The sequence below is a fragment of the Kribbella sp. NPDC002412 genome (genome assembly GCF_053592935.1).
Window position 1 is genome coordinate 1 of record NZ_JBSFBL010000095.1, and the last position, 19581, is coordinate 19581.

17 protein-coding genes are annotated in these 19581 nt (G+C 69.5%); 3 read left to right on the forward strand and 14 right to left on the reverse strand.

Features of this window, described 5'->3' with window-relative positions; genetic code table 11:
- Positions 1 to 182: 182 nt before the first annotated feature.
- From ACWCOV_RS39460 to ACWCOV_RS39475, 4 genes are all read right to left on the reverse strand, one after another.
- Positions 183 to 1730 (reverse strand): gamma-glutamyltransferase, encoded by a 1548-nt coding sequence (locus ACWCOV_RS39460; protein ID WP_449834502.1) that lies wholly within the window; start codon positions 1728 to 1730, stop codon positions 183 to 185.
- A gap of 87 nt (positions 1731 to 1817) precedes the next feature.
- Positions 1818 to 4433, reverse strand: coding sequence for a phenylalanine--tRNA ligase subunit beta (locus ACWCOV_RS39465; protein ID WP_449834503.1), 2616 nt, complete (start codon positions 4431 to 4433; stop codon positions 1818 to 1820).
- Positions 4433 to 5542, reverse strand: coding sequence for a phenylalanine--tRNA ligase subunit alpha (gene pheS, locus ACWCOV_RS39470; RefSeq protein WP_449834504.1), 1110 nt, complete (start codon positions 5540 to 5542; stop codon positions 4433 to 4435). Before pheS ends, ACWCOV_RS39465 begins: the two co-directional genes overlap by 1 nt.
- Before the next feature lie 218 nt (positions 5543 to 5760).
- A complete protein-coding gene (locus ACWCOV_RS39475) occupies positions 5761 to 7287 on the reverse strand; it encodes an MFS transporter (protein WP_449834505.1) in 1527 nt (508 codons plus the stop codon).
- A 57-nt stretch (positions 7288 to 7344) separates the two neighbouring features.
- On the opposite strand from ACWCOV_RS39475, the gene ACWCOV_RS39480 reads away from it, so the two are divergent.
- Positions 7345 to 8049, forward strand: a complete 705-nt coding sequence (locus ACWCOV_RS39480; RefSeq protein ID WP_449834506.1) for a TetR/AcrR family transcriptional regulator C-terminal domain-containing protein — start codon at positions 7345 to 7347, stop codon at positions 8047 to 8049.
- Between the two features lies 1 nt (position 8050).
- Here ACWCOV_RS39480 and ACWCOV_RS39485 read toward each other — a convergent pair whose 3' ends face one another.
- From ACWCOV_RS39485 to infC, 4 genes are all read right to left on the reverse strand, one after another.
- Positions 8051 to 8869: a TrmH family RNA methyltransferase gene (locus ACWCOV_RS39485; RefSeq protein ID WP_449834507.1), complete on the reverse strand. Its 819-nt coding sequence runs from the start codon at positions 8867 to 8869 to the stop codon at positions 8051 to 8053.
- Between the two features lie 28 nt (positions 8870 to 8897).
- Positions 8898 to 9290, reverse strand: a complete 393-nt coding sequence (gene rplT, locus ACWCOV_RS39490) for a 50S ribosomal protein L20 (protein WP_131367113.1) — start codon at positions 9288 to 9290, stop codon at positions 8898 to 8900.
- Positions 9291 to 9365: 75 nt separating this feature from the next.
- On the reverse strand, positions 9366 to 9560 hold the full coding sequence (rpmI, locus tag ACWCOV_RS39495) for a 50S ribosomal protein L35 (protein ID WP_360538422.1): 195 nt from the start codon (positions 9558 to 9560) through the stop codon (positions 9366 to 9368).
- An 88-nt stretch (positions 9561 to 9648) separates the two neighbouring features.
- The gene (gene infC / locus ACWCOV_RS39500; protein ID WP_449834508.1) at positions 9649 to 10377 is read right to left on the reverse strand and encodes a translation initiation factor IF-3; all 729 of its coding nucleotides are present in this window, start codon (positions 10375 to 10377) and stop codon (positions 9649 to 9651) included.
- A gap of 278 nt (positions 10378 to 10655) precedes the next feature.
- Here infC and ACWCOV_RS39505 point away from each other — a divergent pair, with 278 nt between their 5' ends.
- The gene (locus ACWCOV_RS39505; protein ID WP_449834509.1) at positions 10656 to 11033 is read left to right on the forward strand and encodes a DUF1844 domain-containing protein; all 378 of its coding nucleotides are present in this window, start codon (positions 10656 to 10658) and stop codon (positions 11031 to 11033) included.
- 26 nt (positions 11034 to 11059) lie between these two features.
- Here ACWCOV_RS39505 and ACWCOV_RS39510 read toward each other — a convergent pair whose 3' ends face one another.
- The 6 genes from ACWCOV_RS39510 to ACWCOV_RS39535 all read right to left on the reverse strand — a co-directional run bounded on the left by ACWCOV_RS39510 (position 11060) and on the right by ACWCOV_RS39535 (position 18253).
- Positions 11060 to 11308 (reverse strand): helix-turn-helix domain-containing protein, encoded by a 249-nt coding sequence (locus ACWCOV_RS39510; RefSeq protein WP_449834510.1) that lies wholly within the window; start codon positions 11306 to 11308, stop codon positions 11060 to 11062.
- Complete coding sequence (locus tag ACWCOV_RS39515) at positions 11308 to 11787, reverse strand: DUF2975 domain-containing protein (RefSeq protein ID WP_449834511.1); 480 nt, start codon at positions 11785 to 11787, stop codon at positions 11308 to 11310. Before ACWCOV_RS39515 ends, ACWCOV_RS39510 begins: the two co-directional genes overlap by 1 nt.
- Before the next feature lie 217 nt (positions 11788 to 12004).
- On the reverse strand, positions 12005 to 15115 hold the full coding sequence (locus ACWCOV_RS39520) for a BTAD domain-containing putative transcriptional regulator (protein ID WP_449834512.1): 3111 nt from the start codon (positions 15113 to 15115) through the stop codon (positions 12005 to 12007).
- Between the two features lie 53 nt (positions 15116 to 15168).
- Positions 15169 to 16086: a carbohydrate ABC transporter permease gene (locus ACWCOV_RS39525; protein WP_449834513.1), complete on the reverse strand. Its 918-nt coding sequence runs from the start codon at positions 16084 to 16086 to the stop codon at positions 15169 to 15171.
- The gene (locus tag ACWCOV_RS39530) at positions 16083 to 16961 is read right to left on the reverse strand and encodes a carbohydrate ABC transporter permease (RefSeq protein ID WP_449834514.1); all 879 of its coding nucleotides are present in this window, start codon (positions 16959 to 16961) and stop codon (positions 16083 to 16085) included. Before ACWCOV_RS39530 ends, ACWCOV_RS39525 begins: the two co-directional genes overlap by 4 nt.
- A complete protein-coding gene (locus tag ACWCOV_RS39535; RefSeq protein ID WP_449834515.1) occupies positions 16961 to 18253 on the reverse strand; it encodes an ABC transporter substrate-binding protein in 1293 nt (430 codons plus the stop codon). The genes ACWCOV_RS39530 and ACWCOV_RS39535 overlap by 1 nt, the downstream gene beginning before the upstream one ends.
- Before the next feature lie 85 nt (positions 18254 to 18338).
- Here ACWCOV_RS39535 and ACWCOV_RS39540 point away from each other — a divergent pair, with 85 nt between their 5' ends.
- Positions 18339 to 19355 carry a LacI family DNA-binding transcriptional regulator gene (locus ACWCOV_RS39540; RefSeq protein WP_449834516.1) on the forward strand — a complete coding sequence of 339 codons (1017 nt, stop codon included), beginning with the start codon at positions 18339 to 18341 and terminating at the stop codon, positions 19353 to 19355.
- Positions 19356 to 19581: the final 226 nt, after the last annotated feature.

Below are 19581 nucleotides of genomic sequence, written 5' to 3' on the forward strand. Positions count from 1 at the left end.
AGATCCCGAGGCCGTCCAGGAGCGGGCGCATCCGGTCGAAGAAGATCGGCAGCACTTCCTCCTCGTCGTACATCGGTACGACGACCGAGAGCTCGGGGTCCGTGTCCCGCATGCTGCAGACCTTCCAGTTCAGGTGTCGAAGGGTTGACCTTACTAACGAAGCAGTCGGGCCGTCGGCACGCTCAGAGTGGCGGGGAGATCGCGACGGCTCCGGTACGGCGGGGGTCGCCGACCGCGAGGAGACCGTCGGACGGATCCCAGTACGCGGCTGCGACACCGCCGAAGTACATGGAGTGCGGCGGCATCGGGCGGGTCGGCAGCCCGGTCGTGCCGGACACCGGCAGCTCGTCTTCGTAGTCGACCACGACGTTCTGCCGGACCCGGACGTGCAGCCGCGGGTGCTCGACCGCCTCCGCTAGGGGCAGCCCGCCGTGCGTGTAGAGCGCGTACACCTGGGCCAACGCGGTCGGGATCCGGTCCGAACCGGGCGAGCTGATCGCGAGCACCGCGCCGTCGCTGTCCCGGCGGGCGACACTCGGCGCCATGTTCGATGTCAGCCGCGTCCCCGGGGCCAGGCTGTGCGGACCGCCGTGCAGCAGCTCCTGCTCGCCGAGCGCGTTGTTCAGCCAGATCCCGGTGCCGGGTGTCAGCACGCCCGAGCCGTAGCCGGACGAGACGGTGATCGCACACGCGTCACCCTCGTCGTCGACGACCGAGACCGTCGCAGTACTCGGTGAGCTCAACGCGCGCAGGTCGCCGGACGCGGCCAGGTCGAGCAGCTTCTGCCCCGCCAGCTGCCGCCTGTCCTCCTCGTCCAGCTCCGCCAGCCGCGCGCCGAGCACGGCATGCTGCACGTCGATCAGCCGCTCCAGCTCGGACTGCGACCAGCTGCCGTCCGCCGGTACGCCGTCCAGCAGCGCGAGCATCGCGGCCACGGCAACTCCCCCGACCGCGGGCGGCGGGTTGGTCGCGAGGCGCCACCCGTTCTGCCGGACAGTGAGGGCCGGGCGTACGACGGCCTCGTACGCGGCGAGGTCTTCGGCGGTGAGGATGCCGTCGTTCTCGGCCATGTCGCGGATCAGCAGCTGGGCGAGGTCGCCGGTGTACATCGTCTCGGCGCCGTCGCGGGCGATCAGCTCGAGCGCCTCGGCCAGCTCGGGGATGACGACCGTGCTGCCGGCCTTGATCACCGCGCCGTCGTCCTCGTGCACGACCCGGTGGCTCGGCTGGTGCCAGCCGAAGATGATCTCGTGAGTGAAGCCGAGGTAGTAGCCCGAGGTCCGGCTGAGCGGGAAGCCGTGCCGGGCCACGTCGATCGCAGGCTGGACGACCGCACGCCACGGCGCCTTCCCGGACCGGCGGTGCGCCAGGTCGAGCGCCTTCATCCCACCGGGGGTGGCGACCGAGCCGTGGCCGACGGTGGTCGTCGTGCCGCCGCCGTAGTCGGTCGTGACGTCCCAGACGCCGCGGCCGAAGCTGTCGGTCGTCAGGCCGCGGCCGGGCATTTCCACCCAGCCGTCGATCGTGACGGGCTCGCCACCCGCGACCTGCAGCGTGACGAAACCGCCGGAGGCCGGCGACACCACGCCGATCTCGTTCACCATCGTCACCAGGGTGGCCGCGATCGCGGCGTCCACCGCGTTCCCGCCCTCGGCGGCAACCCGGACGCCGGCCTCCGCGGCCGCCGTGTTCGGCGCCGCAACCGCCACCCGCGGGTGCCGGCCGGTCATGCCACACCCCGCCCCGGCCGGCTATCGCCGCGGCTGTTGGTGCGACCTGCGTTGGCCGGCCCGACCGCGCCGCCCCGGTTCATGGTGTTAGCCGACCCGCTGGACGGCGCCGAAGCGGTCGACGGCGACCTGGACCGCGGCCTGCCGGACGTCCGCCACCTCGTTCTCCTTCAAGGTGCGGTCGGGCGCCCGGAACCGCAGCGCGAACGCGAGCGACTTCTTGCCCTCGCCGATCTGCTCCCCGGTGTACAGGTCGAACAGCCGGATCGACTCCAGCAACTCGCCCGCCCCCTCGACCAGCGCCGCCTCGACCTCCGCCGCAGGCACCTCGGCCGGGACGATCAGCGCGACGTCCTCCTTGGCCACCGGGTACGACGAGAACGGCACGGCCGTGATCGACGACGGAGCCGCCGCGATCAGCGCATCCAGGTCGAGCTCCACCGCACCGGACCGCGCCGGCAGCCCGAACGCCTGGCACACCTTCGGGTGCAGCTCTCCGGCGTGACCGACCACCTTGCCGTCGACTGTGAACTCCGCACACCGCCCCGGGTGCCACGGCGCCAGATCGGTATTGCGCAGAACCGGCTCCACGCCGACCGCGTTCGCCACGGTCCGCCCGATCTGCACCGCGTCCGACCACGCGGCCGGCTGACCCTTGCCCCACCAGCCGGTCGCCGTCCGCGCACCGGTCAGCACCACACCGAGGTGCAGCGGCTGGTCCGGCAGAGCGTCGTACAAGGACTGGATCTCGATGTCGCTCGGGCGCTGCGCGACAGACGGCAGCGGCGCGGGCTTGGACTCGGCCTTCGGCAGGAAGACCAGGCCGGTCTGGAAGATCGCCAGGTCGGTGTTCCCGCGGCCGACGTTGCGCTCGGCGGTCCGCAGCAGCGTCGCCAGCAGGGTCGTCTGCATCGACGGCTCTTCGTCGGACAACGGGTTCACGAGCTTGACCGTCGTACGGCGTGCGTCGTCGGCGGGCAGCCCCATCGCGTCGAAGTCGGCCTCGCCGGTGAACGGGTACGACACGACCTCGGTCAGCCCGGCGCCGACCAGCGCGGTCGCGACCCGGCGCCGGCGCCGCTGCGACACCGTCAGGCCCTGGCCACCCGGCGCGGGCGGCAGGATCGACGGGACGTTGTCGTACCCGAACAGGCGGATGACCTCTTCGGCGAAGTCGTTGGGGTCCCGCAGATCCGGCCGCCACGACGGCGGCGTCACGGTCACCAGGTCGTCCCCGGCCAAGGCCGCGACGCCGTGCGCCGCGTGCTCGCCACCGACGACAGCGTCGGCGCTGGTCGCGCCGGGGCGGGACTCGACGACGAGCGCGGGTGCGTGAACGCCCGCGGCCAACGGCGCCGGACGGGCGCCCGGCTCAGCCGGGACGACCTTGCAGCCGACCGACTCGAGGTGGCGGACGGTCTCCGCGATGGTGATCGGGGCGCCCGCGACCCGGGCCGCGTGGTCGGCGCGGAAGGTGACCGGCTCCGGGAGCTGGTGCACGTCGACGTACGTCTCGGCCGGCTCGATCGTGCCGCCGGCCAGGTCGCGGAGCAGGTTCGCCACCCGCTGCGCGGCGTACCGCGGCAGGCTCGGGTCGACGGTCCGCTCCCAGCGCTTCGACCCCTCGGTGGACAGCTTGTGCCGCCGCGAGGTGCGCGCGATCACGATCGGGTCGAAGTGCGCCGCCTCGATCACCACGTCCCGCGTGGTCGGCGACAGCTCGGTGGTCGCGCCGCCCATCACCCCGGCCAGGCCGATCGGGCCGGAGCCGTCGGTGATCAGCAGGTCCTCGGGGTCGAGCTCGCGGGTCTGGTCGTCGAGCGTGACCAGCTTCTCCCCGAGCTGGGCCCGCCGGACCACGATCTCGCCGGACAGCAGGTTCTTGTCGTAGCCGTGGATCGGGTTGCCCAGCTCGAGCATCACGTAGTTGGTGATGTCGACGGCGACCGAGATCGGCCGCATCCCGGACGCGAGCAGCCGCTTCTGCAGCCAGCGCGGGGACGGGGTGTCCGGGTCGATGCCGGTGACGGTCCGGGTGACGAAGACGTCGCAGCCGTGCTCGTCCTCGATCCGGACCGGGTAGCCGCCGTTCGCGTCCCCGTCGAGGGTCAGCTCGGCCGGGTCCTTGAGCGGAACGCCGTAAGCCGTCGCCGCCTCACGCGCGACACCACGGATCGACAGGCAGTAGCCCCGGTCCGGCGTGACCGCGATGTCCAGCACGTCGTCCTGCAGCGCCAGCAGCTCGATGGCGTCGTCACCCGGCTGGGCCTCGCCCGGCTCGAGCACGACGATGCCGTGCGAGCCGTCGTCGCCGAGGCCGAGCTCGGAGCTGGAGCAGATCATGCCGTTGGAGATGTGCCCGTAGGTCTTCCGCGCGGAGATCGCGAACCCACCAGGCAGCACGGCGCCCGGGAGCACGACGACGACCAGGTCGCCGACCGCGAAGTTGTCCGCACCGCAGACGACCCACTGCGGCTCGTCCTTGCCGATGTCGAGCGAGCACCAGCGGATGGTCTTGCCGTTCTTCTGCGGCTCGTCCTCGTAGGTGAGCACCTTGCCGACGACCAGCGGGCCGGTCAGGTCCGACTCCTCGACGGTCTCCACCTCGAGGCCGGCCCGGATCAGCTTCTCCGCGACGCCCCGACCGGTGACGCCGGCCGGCAGGTCGACGTACTCACGAAGCCATGACAGTGGGACCCGCATCAGATCTCCATCCCGAACTGGCGGCTGAACCGCACGTCACCCTCGACCATGTCGCGCATGTCCTCGACGCCGTTGCGGAACATCAGCGTCCGCTCCAGGCCCATGCCGAAGGCGAAGCCCGAGTACCGGTCGGTGTCGATGCCGCAGGCCTGCAGGACCCGCGGGTTCACCACGCCGCAGCCGCCCCACTCGATCCAGCCCTCGCTGCCACAGGTGCGGCACGGGCGGTCCGGGTTGCCGACGGAGGCGCCGCGGCAGACGAAGCACTTCAGGTCCACCTCGGCCGACGGCTCGGTGAACGGGAAGAAGTTCGGCCGCAGCCGGGCCTCCAGGCCCTCGCCGAACATCGAGACGACGAAGTGGTCGAGGGTGCCCTTCAGGTGCGCGAGCGTGATGCCCTCGTCCACGACCAGGCCCTCGACCTGGTAGAAGACCGGCGTGTGGGTCGCGTCGAGCTCGTCGGTGCGGAACACCCGGCCCGGGCAGATCACGTAGATCGGCGGCTTGCGGGTCAGCATCGAGCGCGCCTGCACCGGGGAGGTGTGGGTCCGCAGCACCGTGCCGGAACCGGCCGGCTCGACGAAGAAGGTGTCCTGCATCTGCCGGGCCGGGTGGTCCGGCTGGAAGTTCAGGGCGTCGAAGTTCAGCCACTCGGCCTCGATCTCGGGGCCCTCGGCGACGTCCCAGCCGAGCGCGGTGAACACGTCCGCGATCTGCTCGGAGATCAGCGACAGCGGGTGCCGGGCGCCGAGCTCGGGGGTGTGCCACGGCAGCGTCACGTCGACCCGCTCGGTGGCGAGCATCCGCTCCTCGTGCTCGGCCTCGAGGACCGCGAGCCGGGCCGCGAAGGCCTCGTTGATCGCCTTCCGGGCCGCGCCGATCCGCTGACCGGCCTCCTTGCGGCCCTGCGGCGGCAGCGCGCCGATCTCGCGGTTGGCCAGCGCGATCGGCGACTTCTCGCCGAGGTGCGCGGACTTGGCCTCCTGCAGGGCAGCCAGATCGGCCGCCTCGGCAAACGCCTTCAGCGCCTCGTCCCTGGTCCGCTCCACCTCGTCGGCATGCAACGGCGTCACTTCGACCGGGTCGTAATCAGTGTTGGGACCGGACATGGCTCGCTCTCCATCGGAACTTCTGCGACATGCAGTCTAGGAACCTCCGTCCCCGAAACGTGAATCGGCCGTCCACAGTCGGCCCGCCCACCCCTCCCCCGCCCCACCCCACTTCGAGGGGATATCCCCGCGAAGCGGGGGTTCTCTGCTCGTCTACGAGGGGAGAACCCAACACTCGCGGGGATATCCCCTCGGGCGGTCAGGTCGGTGTGGTCGGGTCAGACGGTGGAGGTGGAGTCGGCGGTTTCTGCCGGGGCCGCCTCCTGTGGCTCGTCTGTCTTGCGGCGTGGGAGGGCTACCAGGGCCACTAGGGCACCGGCCAGGGCTCCTACCAGGCCTGTGGTCATGGCTATGGACATGGCGTCGGTGAAGGCAGCGCGGGCTGCGGAGACGAAGGCAGGGCCTAGGGCGAGGGTCTCGGCGATGGAGTTGCGGGCTGCCTCGGGGACCGAGTCGGGGAGCGAGGAGGAGTAGGCGGCGGCCAGGACGCTGCCCAGGACGGCCACCGACAGGGCGGCGCCGGTCTGCTGGACCGTGTCGTTCATGGCCGAGCCGACACCACGGTGCTCCGCCGGGACGGACTGCATCAGCAGCGTGTACGCCGCCGGTCCGGCCAGCCCACCGCCGACACCCATCACGAGCAGCCCGACGATCAACAGGCCGTAGCCGGACGACGTACTGACCTGGGTGAGGATCCCGAAGCCCGCCGCGATCACCACGAGCCCGGCCGCGATCAGCGTGCGGTCGGCCAACTTCTTGCCCAAAGTCGCCCCGAGCCCGTTGAACAACATCGCCGAAGCCGCGTACGGGATCAGCGCCAGACCAGCCTTCAACGGCGTGTAGCCGAGCACGAACTGCAGGTACTGCGTCAGCGCGAGCAGCAACCCACCGGCAGTGAACGACAGCAGCACGATCGAAAAGCTGGTCCCGCTGAAGTTGCGGTTCCGGAACAACGCCAGCGGCACCATCGGGTGCGCACTCCGCTTCTCCCACACCGCGAACGCGGTCAGCGCGGCCACACCGACGGCCAGCCCACCGAGCACCTTCGCGGAGCCGAACCCGTCGACCGGAACCGAGATGATCGCCCACACCACCGCGGTCATGCCGACCATCGACAGCACCGCGCCACCGGGGTCGACGGCCCGCGCCGGCCCCCGGGACTCCGGGATCATCGCGACCGCACCGATGATCGCCAGCACCACGATCGGCACGTTCAGCAGGAAGATCGACCCCCACCAGAAGTGCTCGAGCAGTACGCCGCCGACCGTCGGGCCGGCCACCACGCCGACCATCGCGACCATGGACCAGCCGGCCATCGCCTTGCGCTGCTCCTCCGGCGGGAACACCGTGAACAGCAGGGACAGCGTGCTCGGCATCAGCAGCGACCCGCCGACGCCCATCAGGAACCGGCAGGCGATCAGCTGCCACGGCGTCTCGGCCAGCGTGGCCAGCAGCGAGGCCAGCCCGAACACCACCAGCCCGAGGATCAGCATCTTCCGGCGGCCGAACCGGTCGGACAGGCTGCCCGCGGTCAGCAGCAGGCCGGCGAACGCCAGGATGTAGGCGTCGATGATCCACTGCACGTCGGCGGGAGTCGCATCCAGGTCGCGCATCAGCGACGGGATGGCCAGGTTGAGCACGGTGTTGTCGACCACCAGCACCATCAGGCTCAAGCACAGGATCAGCAGGATCCACCAGCGTCGCGGATGACCGGTCGCTGTGGACTCGAACGGTGTACTAGTCACTCGCACACTGTACGACACCACTCGTACAGTGTGCGAGTCCTTAGGTAGGATGGGCCCATGAAGGACTCGATCTGGACCCGTACGCGGGCCGCCGCACCTGCCCGGGAGACGTTGACCAGGGAGCAGATCGTGCAGGCCGCGATGGAGATCCTGGACACCGAGGGCCTGGCCGGCCTGAGCATGCGCAAGCTGGCCGCCCGGCTGGGCTCCGGCGCGACCAGCCTCTACTGGCACGTGCCGACCAAGGACGACCTGGTCGACCTGCTCATCGACGAGACGTACGGCGAGGTCGACGTGCCCGAGCCGGAGCTGGCCGGCTGGCGGTCCGGCGCGATGCTGTTCGCGCACAGCCTGCGCGCGATGATCCTGCGGCACCCGTGGCTGCCCGAGGTCGTCTACACCCGGCCGAGCATCGGCCCGAACGCGACGTCGCTCGGCTCCCGCGGGCTGATCCTGTTCGGCGCCGGCGGCTTCGCCGAACGCGACGTCGACTTCGCGATGGGCAGCGTGATGTCGTTCGTCTTCGGCACCGCGAACGCGGAGGTCGCCGTCAAGACCTCGATCAAGAACTCCGGCCAGACGACCGAGGAATGGGTCCAGGACGTGCTGGAGCAGGCCCGCGTCGCCACCGCCGACGACCCGATGATGCAGGAGTCGCTCCGCCGCCGCTCCAACCGCGACCTGGCCACGATGCACAACGAGGCGTTCGTCTTCGGCCTGGACTGCCTGCTCGACGGACTCGAGGGCCGGCTGAAGAAGTGAGTCAGGCGGTACGGCGCTGCGCCCGGGCGGACGCGTACAGGCAGATCGCGGCGGCGGTGGCCAGGTTGAGCGACTCGGCCCGGCCGTAGATCGGCACCTTCACCGAGCGGTCGACGATCGCGTCGTACCCGTCGGGCAGGCCGTGGGCCTCGTTGCCGAACAGCCACACCGTCGGCTTGGCGAGCGTGCCGTCGTCGATGCACGTGTCCAGGTCGGAGGCGCCGTACCCGTCGGCCGCGAGGACCTGCAGGCCCTGGTCGCGCCACGACTTCGCGGCCGCGGGGATGTCCGCGTCGACGCTGATCGGGAGGTGGAAGACGCTGCCGACGCTGGCCCGGACCGCCTTCGGGTTGTGCGGATCGACGGACTCCGCGGACAGTACGACGGCATCGGCTCCGGCGGCGTCCGCCGTACGGATGAGGGTCCCGACGTTGCCGGGGTCGCGGACCTGGACGCCGACCGCGACGAGTTGCGCAGTACGCCGTACTGCCTCGTCCAGAGGGACCGTGACCAGTGAGCAGACGGCGACCACGCCTTGGGAGGTGACGGTCTCGCTCAGCGCCTCGATCGCGGCGCGGTTGACCTCGAACCACGGCACGCCCGCGGCGCGAGCGAGGTCGCGCAGATCGCGGTGCCGGGTCGCGACGTCGGGTTCGCCGTACACCTCGAGGACGAGCTCACGGTGTTCGAGGGCTTCCCGGACGGCCTGCGGGCCCTCGACCAGGAAGCGGCCGGTCTTGCGGCGGAACGCACGAGTGGCGAGCCGCCGGGCCTGCTTGATCCGCACGGATTGCGCGGTCAGCAGACCAGGGCTCGCCACTCGAGTGCTTACTAAGGGGTGCTGCAGCTCAGGCCGCGGCGTCGCTCTTCGGAGCGTTCACGTCGGCCGGCAGCGCCGCCTTGGCGACCTGGACCAGCGCGGAGAACGCGGCCGGGTCGTTGACAGCCAGGTCGGCGAGGATCTTGCGGTCGACCTCGACCTCGGCCAGCCGCAGACCCTGGATGAACCGGTTGTAGGTCAGGTCCTCGGCGCGGACCGCAGCGTTGATGCGCTGGATCCACAGCTTGCGGAAGTCGCCCTTGCGCGCCTTGCGGTCCCGGTAGGCGTAGACGAGCGAGTGGGTGACCTGCTCCTTGGCCTTGCGGTACAGCCGCGAGCGCTGGCCGCGGTAGCCGCTGGCCTGCTCGAGTACGACCCGGCGCTTCTTGTGGGCGTTGACTGCCCGCTTCACGCGTGCCATGAGGTGTTACTCCTTGTATTTCTGCGCCGGAGAGATGGTGCCCACTCGGCGGGGGGTGTTCGGGGAAGGGGTGGATCAGATGCCGAGAAGCTTCTTGGCCTTCTTCACGTGCGACGGCGCGACCTCGACGGTGCCGGACAGGCGGCGCTTGCGCTTGGTCGGCTTCGCCTCGGCGAGGTGACGCTTGCCGGTCTGCTCGCGGCGCAGCTTGCCCGAGCCGGTGATCCGGACGCGCTTCTTCATCCCCGAGTGGGTCTTCATCTTCGGCATGGCTGTGTGTGCTCCTGATTGTGTTTCGTTGACTCGATCTTCGGTGTGACGGTGCTCCGGCGTCGGCATCGACGGCCGGAGCGTTTCGTCACTCCGGGTCGAGGTTGTCGGCCGGACCCTTCGGCTTCTTCACGGTGCCGGCGGCGCGCTGGGCCTCGTGGGCCTGAGCCTGCTCGGCGCGCTCCGCGCGCTCCGCCTGCTCCTCGGCCTCCCGTTCGGCCTTCCGCTTCGCCTTCTCGGCTTCCACTTCCACGCGCGCCTCGGACTTCTTCTTGTGCGGTCCGAGCACCATGATCATGTTCCGGCCGTCCTGCCGCGGCGAGGACTCGACGAAGCCGAGCTCGCTGACGTCCTCGGCCAGCCGCTGCAGCAGCCGGAAGCCGAGCTCCGGCCGGGACTGCTCGCGGCCACGGAACATGATGGTGATCTTGACCTTGTCCCCGGCACGCAGGAACCGAACGACGTGACCCTTCTTGGTCTCGTAGTCGTGCGGGTCGATCTTCGGCCGCAGCTTCATCTCTTTGATGACCGTGTTGGACTGGTTCCGGCGGGACTCGCGCGCCTTCTGCGCGGTCTCGTACTTGTACTTGCCGAAATCCATCAGCTTGCAGACCGGAGGCCGGGCGGTCGCCGCGACCTCGACCAGGTCGAGGTCGGCCTCCTGTGCCAGCCGAAGTGCGTCCTCGATCCGGACGATGCCTACCTGCTCACCGTTCGGTCCGACCAGTCGCACCTCGGGAACGCGGATGCGCTCGTTGACGCGCAGTTCAATGGTGATGGGTCCTCCTGGGTTGTGCTCGTTTCGGTGCCACCTCACGACCGCCGCGGGCCCCCGGAAATGACAAGGGCCCTCGTGCGATCACACGAAGGCCCAATTCCCAGATCGACGACGCTCCAACCCTTGCGGGAGGTACGCCGTACGATCGCCGAGAGCACCGGATCGCTCCGGAACCTCGACGTGACCGGGACCCGCCGACTGTTCATCGACTGGGTGGGAGGTGGCCCTCCGCTTAGACCAGAACCACCGGATTCCCTTGAGTATTCCGCTCAGGGGTCACCGCTGGACCCGGTCGGTCGCCATGCAAGAGTAGCAGCATGACGGAATCAGGTGCCAACTCGCAGCCCGACCCCCTGTCCACGGTGTCCCGCGACATCGCCGACGTACCCAGCGTAGAGATCATCTCGACCGCCGCACTGCACCTGATGAGCGCCGCCGCCGTCAACCTCGGCCTCGCCGAAGACCTCCCCGACCACAAGGACCTCGACGAAGCCCGCTCCCTCATCGACGCCCTGGCCGGCCTCCTCGACGCCTCCGCCGCCTCCCTGGGCCACCACCACGCCGCCCCCCTCCGCGACGGTCTCCGCTCGCTGCAGCTGGCCTTCAAAGAAGCCTCATCAATCCCGGACGAGCCGGGCCAAGGGCCGGGCGAGAAATACACCGGCGCCGTCCACCCTTCGGCGTCCCGCAGGTAATACACCCACGCACGCGGGCCGGAAACTCAGGCGGAGTGGGTGGTTGAGGGGTCGAGGTGGTCGGCGGTGTCTTCGTCGATGTATTCGAGGAGGTCGCCGGGTTGGCAGTTGAGGACTCGGCACATGGCTTCGAGGGTGCTGAAGCGGACGGCCTTGGCGCGGCCGTTCTTGAGGACGGCGACGTTGGCCGGGGTGAGGCCGACCTTTTCGGCGAACTCTCCGACGCCCATCTTGCGCTTCGCGAGTTCCACGTCGATGCGCACCACGATGGGCATCAGATCACCGCTTCCATGTCGGATCGCAGGGTGGTCGCCTGCCGCAGCAGGGCCCGCATCACCACCATGAGAAGCACGAGTACGCCGCCGACCAGGACCATCCCGAACATCAGGATCGGCAGGCCGGGGTCGTTGGCGAGGAAGCCGAGGTAGACGAACACGCCGAGGAACAGCACCCAGCCGATGCCGAGCGCCCAGATGATCGCGTTGACCCAGGCGAACGCGTCCTCGCTGAAGATCCGGTCGCTGGCGACGAGGGTGAGCAGCTTCCAGGTGCAGACGATGACGACCTGGATGCAGAGCAGTTCCAGGATCGACCAGATCGTCAGCGGCCAGCGCAGGTACGCCAGGTCGGGCTGCTCCTCCGCCATGTACGCGAACTGCCCGGGCATGCTCATCACCTGCGCCACCACCAACCCCGCGAACAGCATCACCAGCAGGACCCGCAGCGGTACGACGACCCGGTGCACCAAGTTCATGCATCGACTATCGACGGCCATCTATCGAAAGTCAATAGATCTGTCCGGGTGTCTCGTAGTACTCAGCAACCGGGTCCGGCCGGCTGTCGGGGGCTTGAGCGGGATCGCGGGGGCTTGAACAGGAAATGACCTGTGCAATGCCCCCGGAAGCTCCGCAAGCCCCCGACTTCAACCACACGGGAAGGCGGCGTGGCCTCAGACGTGAGGCGGGAGGCTGTCAGGCGCGGATGGTGATCAGGGCGGACTGGGCGGAGGTCAGGTAGAGCTGGGCGCCGGTTTCTTGCTGGATCTCGATGGCGCGGACGGCAGCGGATTCGGCGGCCGACGAGTGGCCGGCGGCCTGTTCCACCAACGCCAGGGCGGTGAGGGTTCGGCCGTAGAGCACCGCCATCTGCAGCGTTTCGCACTCGCGCACGGACTGCTGGGCGTCGGCCAGGGCCAAGTCGATCGCGCCAATCCCCAGGCGCGCCAGGGCCAGGCCCATCAACGCGCGGACCTCGACCTCGCGCGCCCCCACCTGCCGGGCCAGGGCCAGCGCGATGTGGAAGCGGTCGATCGCGTCGTCGTAGCGTCCCTGCCCGGAGAGGGCGTCGCCGAGGGTCGCCTCCACGTGGCACTCGATGCGTACGTCGCCAAGACTGCGAGCCAACTCGAGTGCGTCGCGGGCCACCTTCTCCGCCAACTCGAACTCACCGCGGTCGCGATGGATCGTGGCGAGCGCCTCCGTCGACATCGCCTCCCCTTGCCGGCGACCAGAACGGTGTACGGCGGCGATCTCGTCGGTGATCAACGCCAGCGCCTCGTCCAACTCACCGCGGTCCTGGTGCAGCACGGCCAGGACATGCTGCGTCGAGTTCTGCCCAGGACCGTCGCCGAGCGCAACGTGCTGAGCCTGAGCGTCGAGCGCTAGGGCGAGCGCCTCGTCGACCCGGCCGATCTCGTGGAGGATCGCGGCCAGGTTGTCGGTGGCCATGACCAGGGCGCGCGGGTTCGACGATCGCCGGGCCGCCTCGGCCGTCTGCCGGAACCAGTCCAGCGCGCCCAGACTGTCGCCGAGGTGCGCCGCCGCGATGCCGAGGAGGTTGGTGACACTGTGCTCGCCCCGGACGTCGCCGGCCTCCCGATACAACCGCAGCGCCTCGACCAGGAAGTCGCGCCCCTCGGCAGTCCGGCCGACGTTCTTCAGGCTCGACCCTCGCGCCCGGTACATCGCCGCCATCGCCTGCGCGTTGCCGGCCTGTTCCGCAGCGCGCAGCCCGGCGTCGATCACCGCATGCCAGTCCGCATGGTGACCGCGCTCGGAGAAGTACCCGCCCAACTGATCCGCAAGGCACCAAGCCGCCTCGAGCTCGCCATGCGCTTCGGCATCCAGTACGGCGGCCACCAGGTTCGACCGCTCCGCGTCCAGCCACTCCTGCGCAGCCGCAGCGTCCAAGTCAGCCGGCACCTGGATGGTCACCTTCGACGGCAACCGCAGCTTCTGCGGCCCGTACACCTGCACCGCAGCCATCGTCTTGTGCAGGTAAGCATCAAACCACCGCCGTCGAGCCGCGTCCCGATCAGCCACGTCCGCCGCCGCAAGCTCAGCCGCGTACAGCCGCAGCAGGTCGTGAAACTGGAACCGCCCCGGCCGATATCGCTGCACCAGGTTCGCCTCCGCCAGCAACTCCAACTGACGAGCGGCGTCCTCGGACGACGTCAACGCGGCCGCGGCCTCAGCCGTGAAGTCCGGCCCCGGCACAACCCCGAGCAGCCGGAACAGCCGCGCCGTACCCGCATCCAGCGCCACATAAGACCGATCAAAAGCATTGCGTACGGCGGCATCTGGATCGCCGGCCACCGCCAGCTTGGCCAGCCGATCGCCTGCGCGAAGCGAGTCGAGGTAGTGCCCCCACTCCATCCCCGGGCCAACCGCCAAGTTGGACGCGGCGATGCGCAACGCCAGCGGCAGGTGCCCGCACAACTCGGCCAACGCGTCCGCCCCATCACCCGGCCGCTCGCCCAGCAAGCGCGCCAGCAGCAGAGCGGACTCCTCCGGCTCCAACTGCCCGATCACCAACCGATGCGCGCCAGCCAGCGCCGTCAGCCCACCAAGCGCACTCCGACTCGTGATCAGTACGGCGCTCTGCGGCGTGCCCGGCAACAACGGCCGCACCTGCTCCGCCTTCGCCGCATCATCCAGTACGACGAGCACCTGCCGGCCGGCCAATCGCGAACGCAGCAAGGCGGAACGCGCATCGAGCCCATCCGGCACCTCCGCCCGAGGCACCCCGGACGTGACCAGCAACTCGGCCAGAACGTCGGCAGGATCCCGCGGCCGCTCCCCCGCGCCGGCCAGATGCACGTACCACTGCCCGTCGGGGAATGCTGTCCCGATCCGATGCGCCACATGCAAAGCCAAAGCGGACTTGCCCGCGCCAGGCGGACCCGAGACAGCCACGATCGGCACACCCTCGGACGGGTCCGTGAGCAGCTTCTCGACCTGACTCACCAGCTCTTCACGACCAGTGAAGTACGGCGCCTCGAGCGGCAACTGATGGTGGACGGGCCACCGCGGTTCAGGAGCCGCCACTTCCGGCTGCGGTGGCGCCAACCGGTTCGAGCCGGCCAGGACTGCCTGCTGGAGCTCACGCAGCTCCGGTCCCGGATCCAGGCCGAGCTCTGCGGCCAGCAAACGCCGTACGGACTCGTAGGCCGCGAGCGCATCCGCCTGCCGACCGCAGCGGTACAAGGCGAGCATCAGCTGGGCCCAGAGGCGCTCACGCAACGGATGCTCGGCTGTGAGAGCGCGCAGCTCCGGCACGAGGCGAGTGTGCAGGCCGAGGCGGAGGTCGACGTCGATCCGCCGTTCCAGCACGGACATGTGGGTCTCGACCAGCGCCGGGAGGTCCTGACTGCTCAGCGAGCCCGGCGCCAGGTCGGACAGCGGCATCTCGTTCCACATTTCGAGCGCCTGGTGCAGCAGCGCAGCCTCGGCCTGGTCGTGGCCCGCCTCGGCGTCTGCGCGGGCGACCAACTCCCGGAAGGCGGCCAGGTCGAGCTGCTCGGCGTCCGCCTGAACCAGGTAGCCGCCGGGCACGGTCTGCACGACCTGGCCGTCGTCGCCGAGTGCAGTGCGCAGCCGGGTGATGTAGGTCTGCAGCGCCCCACGGACGTTGACCGGCGGCCCCTCACCCCACAGCCGGTCAGCCAGGATGTGCAGCGGCACCGGCTGGCCCGCCCGGACAAGCAGCGTGGCCAGCAACGTGCGCAGCTTCGTGGCAAGCTCCACTGGCTCACCGTCGCGCAGGACGGTCAGCGGGCCCAGCACGGAGAATCGCAGCGCCACGGTGGCCACCCCTCAGCTCGCCGAGCCCCTCATCGTAGTAGCCGACCAGGCCGCTAACCCTTGACCGCGCCCTCCTCGACGCCCTTGAAGAAGAACCGTTGCAGTGTCGCGAACACGATCACGATCGGGATGAACGCGATCATCGTGCCCGCCGCGATCAGCCGGGGGTTGTTGCTGAACGTGCCGGACAGGTACTGCAGTCCGACGGTCAGCGTGTACTTGTCCGGGTCGGTCAGCACGATCAACGGCCAGAGGAAGTCGTCCCAGGCCCCGATGAAGGCGAAGATCGCCACCACGCTGATCGTCCCGCGCACCGACGGCAGGCCGATGAAGACGAACCGCTGCCACGCGTTCGCCCCGTCCACGATCGCGGCCTGGTCGACCTCGATCGGCAGCGCCCGGAACGCGTTGTACATCAGCAGCACGTTCAACGTGCCGATCATGCCCGGCAGCGCGACCCCGAACAGCGTGTTCGCCAGCCCGAACTCCCGCACCGTCACGTACTGCGAGATGATCGTGACCTCACCCGGCAGGACCAGCGTGGCCAGGAACAGCCCGAGCACCAGCTTGCGTCCCTTGAACTGCAGCCGCGACAACGCGAACCCGGCCAGCGACGCGCCCAGGACGTTGCCGCCGACAACCAGGACGGCGACCACCAGCGAGTTCCGGGCGTAGTCCCAGACCGGGATCGTGTCGGCCACGGCGCCGTAGTGGTCGAACGTCGGCTCGGCCGGCAGCAGTCGCGGGATCCGGGTGTAGATGTCCTCCCCGGATCCCTTCAGCGACGTGGACAGCTGCCACAGGAACGGCCCGATGGTGATCAGCAGCACGAACACCAGCAGGGCATACCGGACCACCTTCTCCCGCGTGGAGATGGTGTTGAACCCAAACGATCCGCGCCGGCGCGGTTTCGCAGTACCAGGCTCCGAAGGTACGGCGACCGGCCGCGCCGGGTCGGTGACGACAGTCATGCTTCGGCTCCCCGACGGTTGAGGCGGGCCAGGACCAGCATCGGTACGACGGTGACGAAGAACAGCACGATCGACAGCGCCGACGCGTACCCGAGGTTGCCCTCGAAACCCTGGCTGTACTGCTGGATCAGCATCACGACCGAGTTGTCCCGGCCACCCGGACCACCCTTGCCGCCGCTGAGGATGAACAGCTCCGAGAACACCCGCAGCGCCGACACCGAGATCAGGATCGAGATCAGGATCATCGTCCCGCGCACCCCGGGCACGGTGATGTGCACGAACCGGCGGAACGCGCCGGCTCCGTCCACCGCCGCCGCCTCGTGCAGCTCACGCCCGACGTTCCCGAGCGCGGCCAGGTAGATGATCATGTAGTACCCGAGCCCCTTCCAGATCGTCAGGCTGATTGCGCTGAGCAACAACAACCACTGGTCGCTGAGGAACGGCAGCGGCCCGGAGATGACGCCGAGCTTCTCGGCCAGGCCGTTGACCAGGCCGCGGTCGTCCAGGATCCACTGCCAGATCAGCGCGACGACCACGGCCGAGGCCACCACCGGGGTGTAGAACGCGGTCCGGAAGAAGGTGATCCCGGGCAGCTTCTTCTCCACCAGCACGGCGAGCAGCAGCGGCAGGACGGTCAGGAACGGCAAGCAGACCACCATGTAGATGACGCTGTTCAGCAGCGCCCACCGCAGCTGCTCGTCGTGCAGCAGCGTCTCGAAGTTCTTCAGTCCGACGAACGTGCCGCCGCCGAGCGGCCTGGCGTTGGTGAACGACAGGATGACCGTGTTGATCGACGGCCACAGGCTGAACACCAACAGCCAGGCCAGGGCTGGTACGACCAGCACCCAGGGCGTGAACCAGCGTTGGTGACGCATCACTGCGTCAGTAGCTGGTTGGCCTTCGCGACCGCCGCGTCGAGGGCCGCCTGGGAGGAGATCTTGCCGGCGATCGCGAGCGAGATCTGCTGCCCGATGAAGTCGTTGGTGGCGCCGCTGATGATCGGCGGGGTCAGCACCTTCGCCTTGGCCAGCGACTCGAACGCGAGCACCTTCGCGTCACTTTCCGGGGTGCCGTCGGACTTCGAGAAGTACGGGTCCGACGCGGAGGCCTTGGTGGACGGGAAGATGTTCACGATCTTGGCGAACGCGGCCTGGTTCTCGGCGTTGGTGACGAACCGGGCCAGCGCGATCGCGGCCGCCTGGTTCTTCGTCTTGGCCGACACCGACAGGCCCTGCACGTACAGCGGCGGGGTGTCCAGCGCGGGTGACGGGACGACCTTGCCCTTCAGCGACGGGTTGTCCTTGACGAAGTCCTGGATCGCGTTGCCGCCGCCGGTGGTCCAGGCGACCTTGCTCTGGGTGAAGAGCTTGGAGTTGCCCAGGTACTCCTGGGTCAGGATGTCGCGCGGCAGGTAGCCGGCCTTGTACGCGTCGCGGTACTTGTCCAGCAGCGCGGCCGCCTCGGGAGTGTTGAACTCGAACTTCTTGCCGTCGTCGCTGATGATCTTGACGCCGGCGTTGGTGAAGTCACCGATACCGGGCAACCGGCTCATCAGGTACTCCTTGCCGCCGGTCTTGTCGTGCATCACCTTGGCGGCAGCGAACAGCTCGTCGAAGGTCTTCGGCGGGTTCTTCACGTCCAGGCCGGCCGCGGCGAACTTGTCCGCGTTCCAGTAGTCGATGTCGGTGTTGAGGTACCACGGGTAGCCGAAGGTCCCGTTCAGGCCCTGGTACTGGTACGCCTGCACACCGCCCTCGACGTACTCCTCGGTGATCTTGGAGTCGGCGGCGCCGACGTCGAGCAGCATGCTCTGCTTGGCCAGCGAGAGCGCGAAGTCCGGCGGCAGGTTCACGACGTCGGGCAGCTGGCCGGCCGACGCCTGGCTGAGCACCTTCTTGTCGTAGCCGTCACCGGGCTGGTCCAGCCAGGTCACCTTGGTGCCCGGGTACTTCGCCTCGAACGCCTTGATCACACCTTCGACGTACGACGTGAACTTCGGCTTCAGCGCCCAGGTCTGGAAGCTGACCTCACCGGTCACCTGCGCGTTCGCGTCGACGGTCGGCGTGGCGCCGCTGCCAGAATCCTCGGCCGAACCGAGGCCGCAACCAGCAAGGGAGAGGGCCGCGGCGGCCAGGACGGCCACCACTGCCGGACGACGTCTACGCATGGATTCTCCTGGAATTGGTAAACCGGTATAGCTCCTGCACTATCAAGGATCGTAGAATCCGCTGTCAAGGGTGAGGGAGGTACACGTGGCCAGACCGACGATCGCTGACATCGCGAACCGGGCGGGTGTGTCCAAGGGCGCGGTGTCGTTCGCGCTGAACGGGCGGCCCGGCGTGAGCGACGCAACCCGGGAGCGGATCCTGCGGATCGCCGAGCAGATGAGCTGGCGGCCGCACAGCGCCGCCCGGGCGCTCGGCGCGTCCCGGGTCGACTCGGTCGGCATGGTGATCGCGCGGCCGGCTCGCACGCTCGGCGTCGAGCCGTTCTTCGCGCACCTGCTGTCCGGCGTGCAGTCCGGGCTGTCCGCGGAGTCGATCTCGCTGCAGCTGCTGATCGTCGAGGACACCGCGGCCGAGATCGAGGTCTACAGGCGCTGGTCCTCGGAGCACCGGGTCGACGGCGTGATCCTGGTCGACCTGACCGTGAAGGATCCCCGGGTCGACGAGCTGAAGGCGCTCGAGCTGCCCGCGGTGGTGATCGGCGGCCGCGGCGGCAAGGGCGCGCTGCCCTCGGTCTGGGCCGACGACCGCGAGGCGATGCTGTCGATCGTGGAGTACCTGGCCGCGCTCGGCCACCGCCGGATCGCGCACATCGCGGGGACGCCGAACTTCCAGCACACCCAGCGCCGGATCCGCGCCGTCAAGGACGCCGCGCCCCGGCTCGGCCTGGTCGACGCGCCGTCGCTGACCACCGACTTCAGCGACGCCGAGGGCGCCGCGATCACCCGCAAGCTGCTCTCCCAGGCGCAGCGGCCGACCGCGATCGTCTACGACAGCGACGTGATGGCGGTGGCCGGGCTCGGGGTCGCGATGGAGATGGGCGTCGCGGTGCCGGGCGACCTGTCGATCGTGGCATTCGACGACTCGATCCTGACCCAGCTGATGCACCCGGCGCTGACCGCGCTGTCCCGGGACACCTTCGACTTCGGCCGGCAGGCCGCCGAGGTGCTGCTCGAGACCATCGCAGGCCCGGCCCAGGTGATCAACCGGCGCAGCGCCGACCCGGTCCTGACCGTCCGCGAGTCGACCGCTCCCCCGGCCTGAGCGCCCGCCCGGCCGCGCGCCCGCCCTCGCCCCACCCTCGTCCCCACACGAGGGGATATCCCCCGCGGTCGCGCCTTCTCCTCTGGTACACGAGGGGAGAAGGTACTACTCCAGGGGATATCCCCTCGCGGCGATCACGGGCCGGCACGGGGGGCCGGGCGGGCGCGCGGCCGGGCGGGCGGGCGCGCGGCCGGGCGGGCGGGCGCGCGGCCGGGGCGGGCGGGCG

Bases quoted from the DNA above. Each gene is read 5' to 3' on its own strand.
- ACWCOV_RS39465 (WP_449834503.1), bottom strand. From the start codon at position 4,433: ATGCGGGTCCCACTGTCATGGCTTCGTGAGTACGTCGACCTGCCGGCC.
- ACWCOV_RS39525 (WP_449834513.1), bottom strand. From the start codon at position 16,086: ATGACTGTCGTCACCGACCCGGCGCGGCCGGTCGCCGTACCTTCGGAG.
- ACWCOV_RS39535 (WP_449834515.1), bottom strand. From the start codon at position 18,253: ATGCGTAGACGTCGTCCGGCAGTGGTGGCCGTCCTGGCCGCCGCGGCC.
- ACWCOV_RS39510 (WP_449834510.1), bottom strand. From the start codon at position 11,308: ATGCCCATCGTGGTGCGCATCGACGTGGAACTCGCGAAGCGCAAGATG.
- rplT (WP_131367113.1), bottom strand. From the start codon at position 9,290: ATGGCACGCGTGAAGCGGGCAGTCAACGCCCACAAGAAGCGCCGGGTC.
- ACWCOV_RS39480 (WP_449834506.1), top strand. From the start codon at position 7,345: ATGAAGGACTCGATCTGGACCCGTACGCGGGCCGCCGCACCTGCCCGG.
- ACWCOV_RS39460 (WP_449834502.1), bottom strand. From the start codon at position 1,730: ATGACCGGCCGGCACCCGCGGGTGGCGGTTGCGGCGCCGAACACGGCG.
- ACWCOV_RS39530 (WP_449834514.1), bottom strand. From the start codon at position 16,961: ATGCGTCACCAACGCTGGTTCACGCCCTGGGTGCTGGTCGTACCAGCC.
- rpmI (WP_360538422.1), bottom strand. From the start codon at position 9,560: ATGCCGAAGATGAAGACCCACTCGGGGATGAAGAAGCGCGTCCGGATC.
- ACWCOV_RS39515 (WP_449834511.1), bottom strand. From the start codon at position 11,787: ATGAACTTGGTGCACCGGGTCGTCGTACCGCTGCGGGTCCTGCTGGTG.
- pheS (WP_449834504.1), bottom strand. From the start codon at position 5,542: ATGTCCGGTCCCAACACTGATTACGACCCGGTCGAAGTGACGCCGTTG.
- ACWCOV_RS39505 (WP_449834509.1), top strand. From the start codon at position 10,656: ATGACGGAATCAGGTGCCAACTCGCAGCCCGACCCCCTGTCCACGGTG.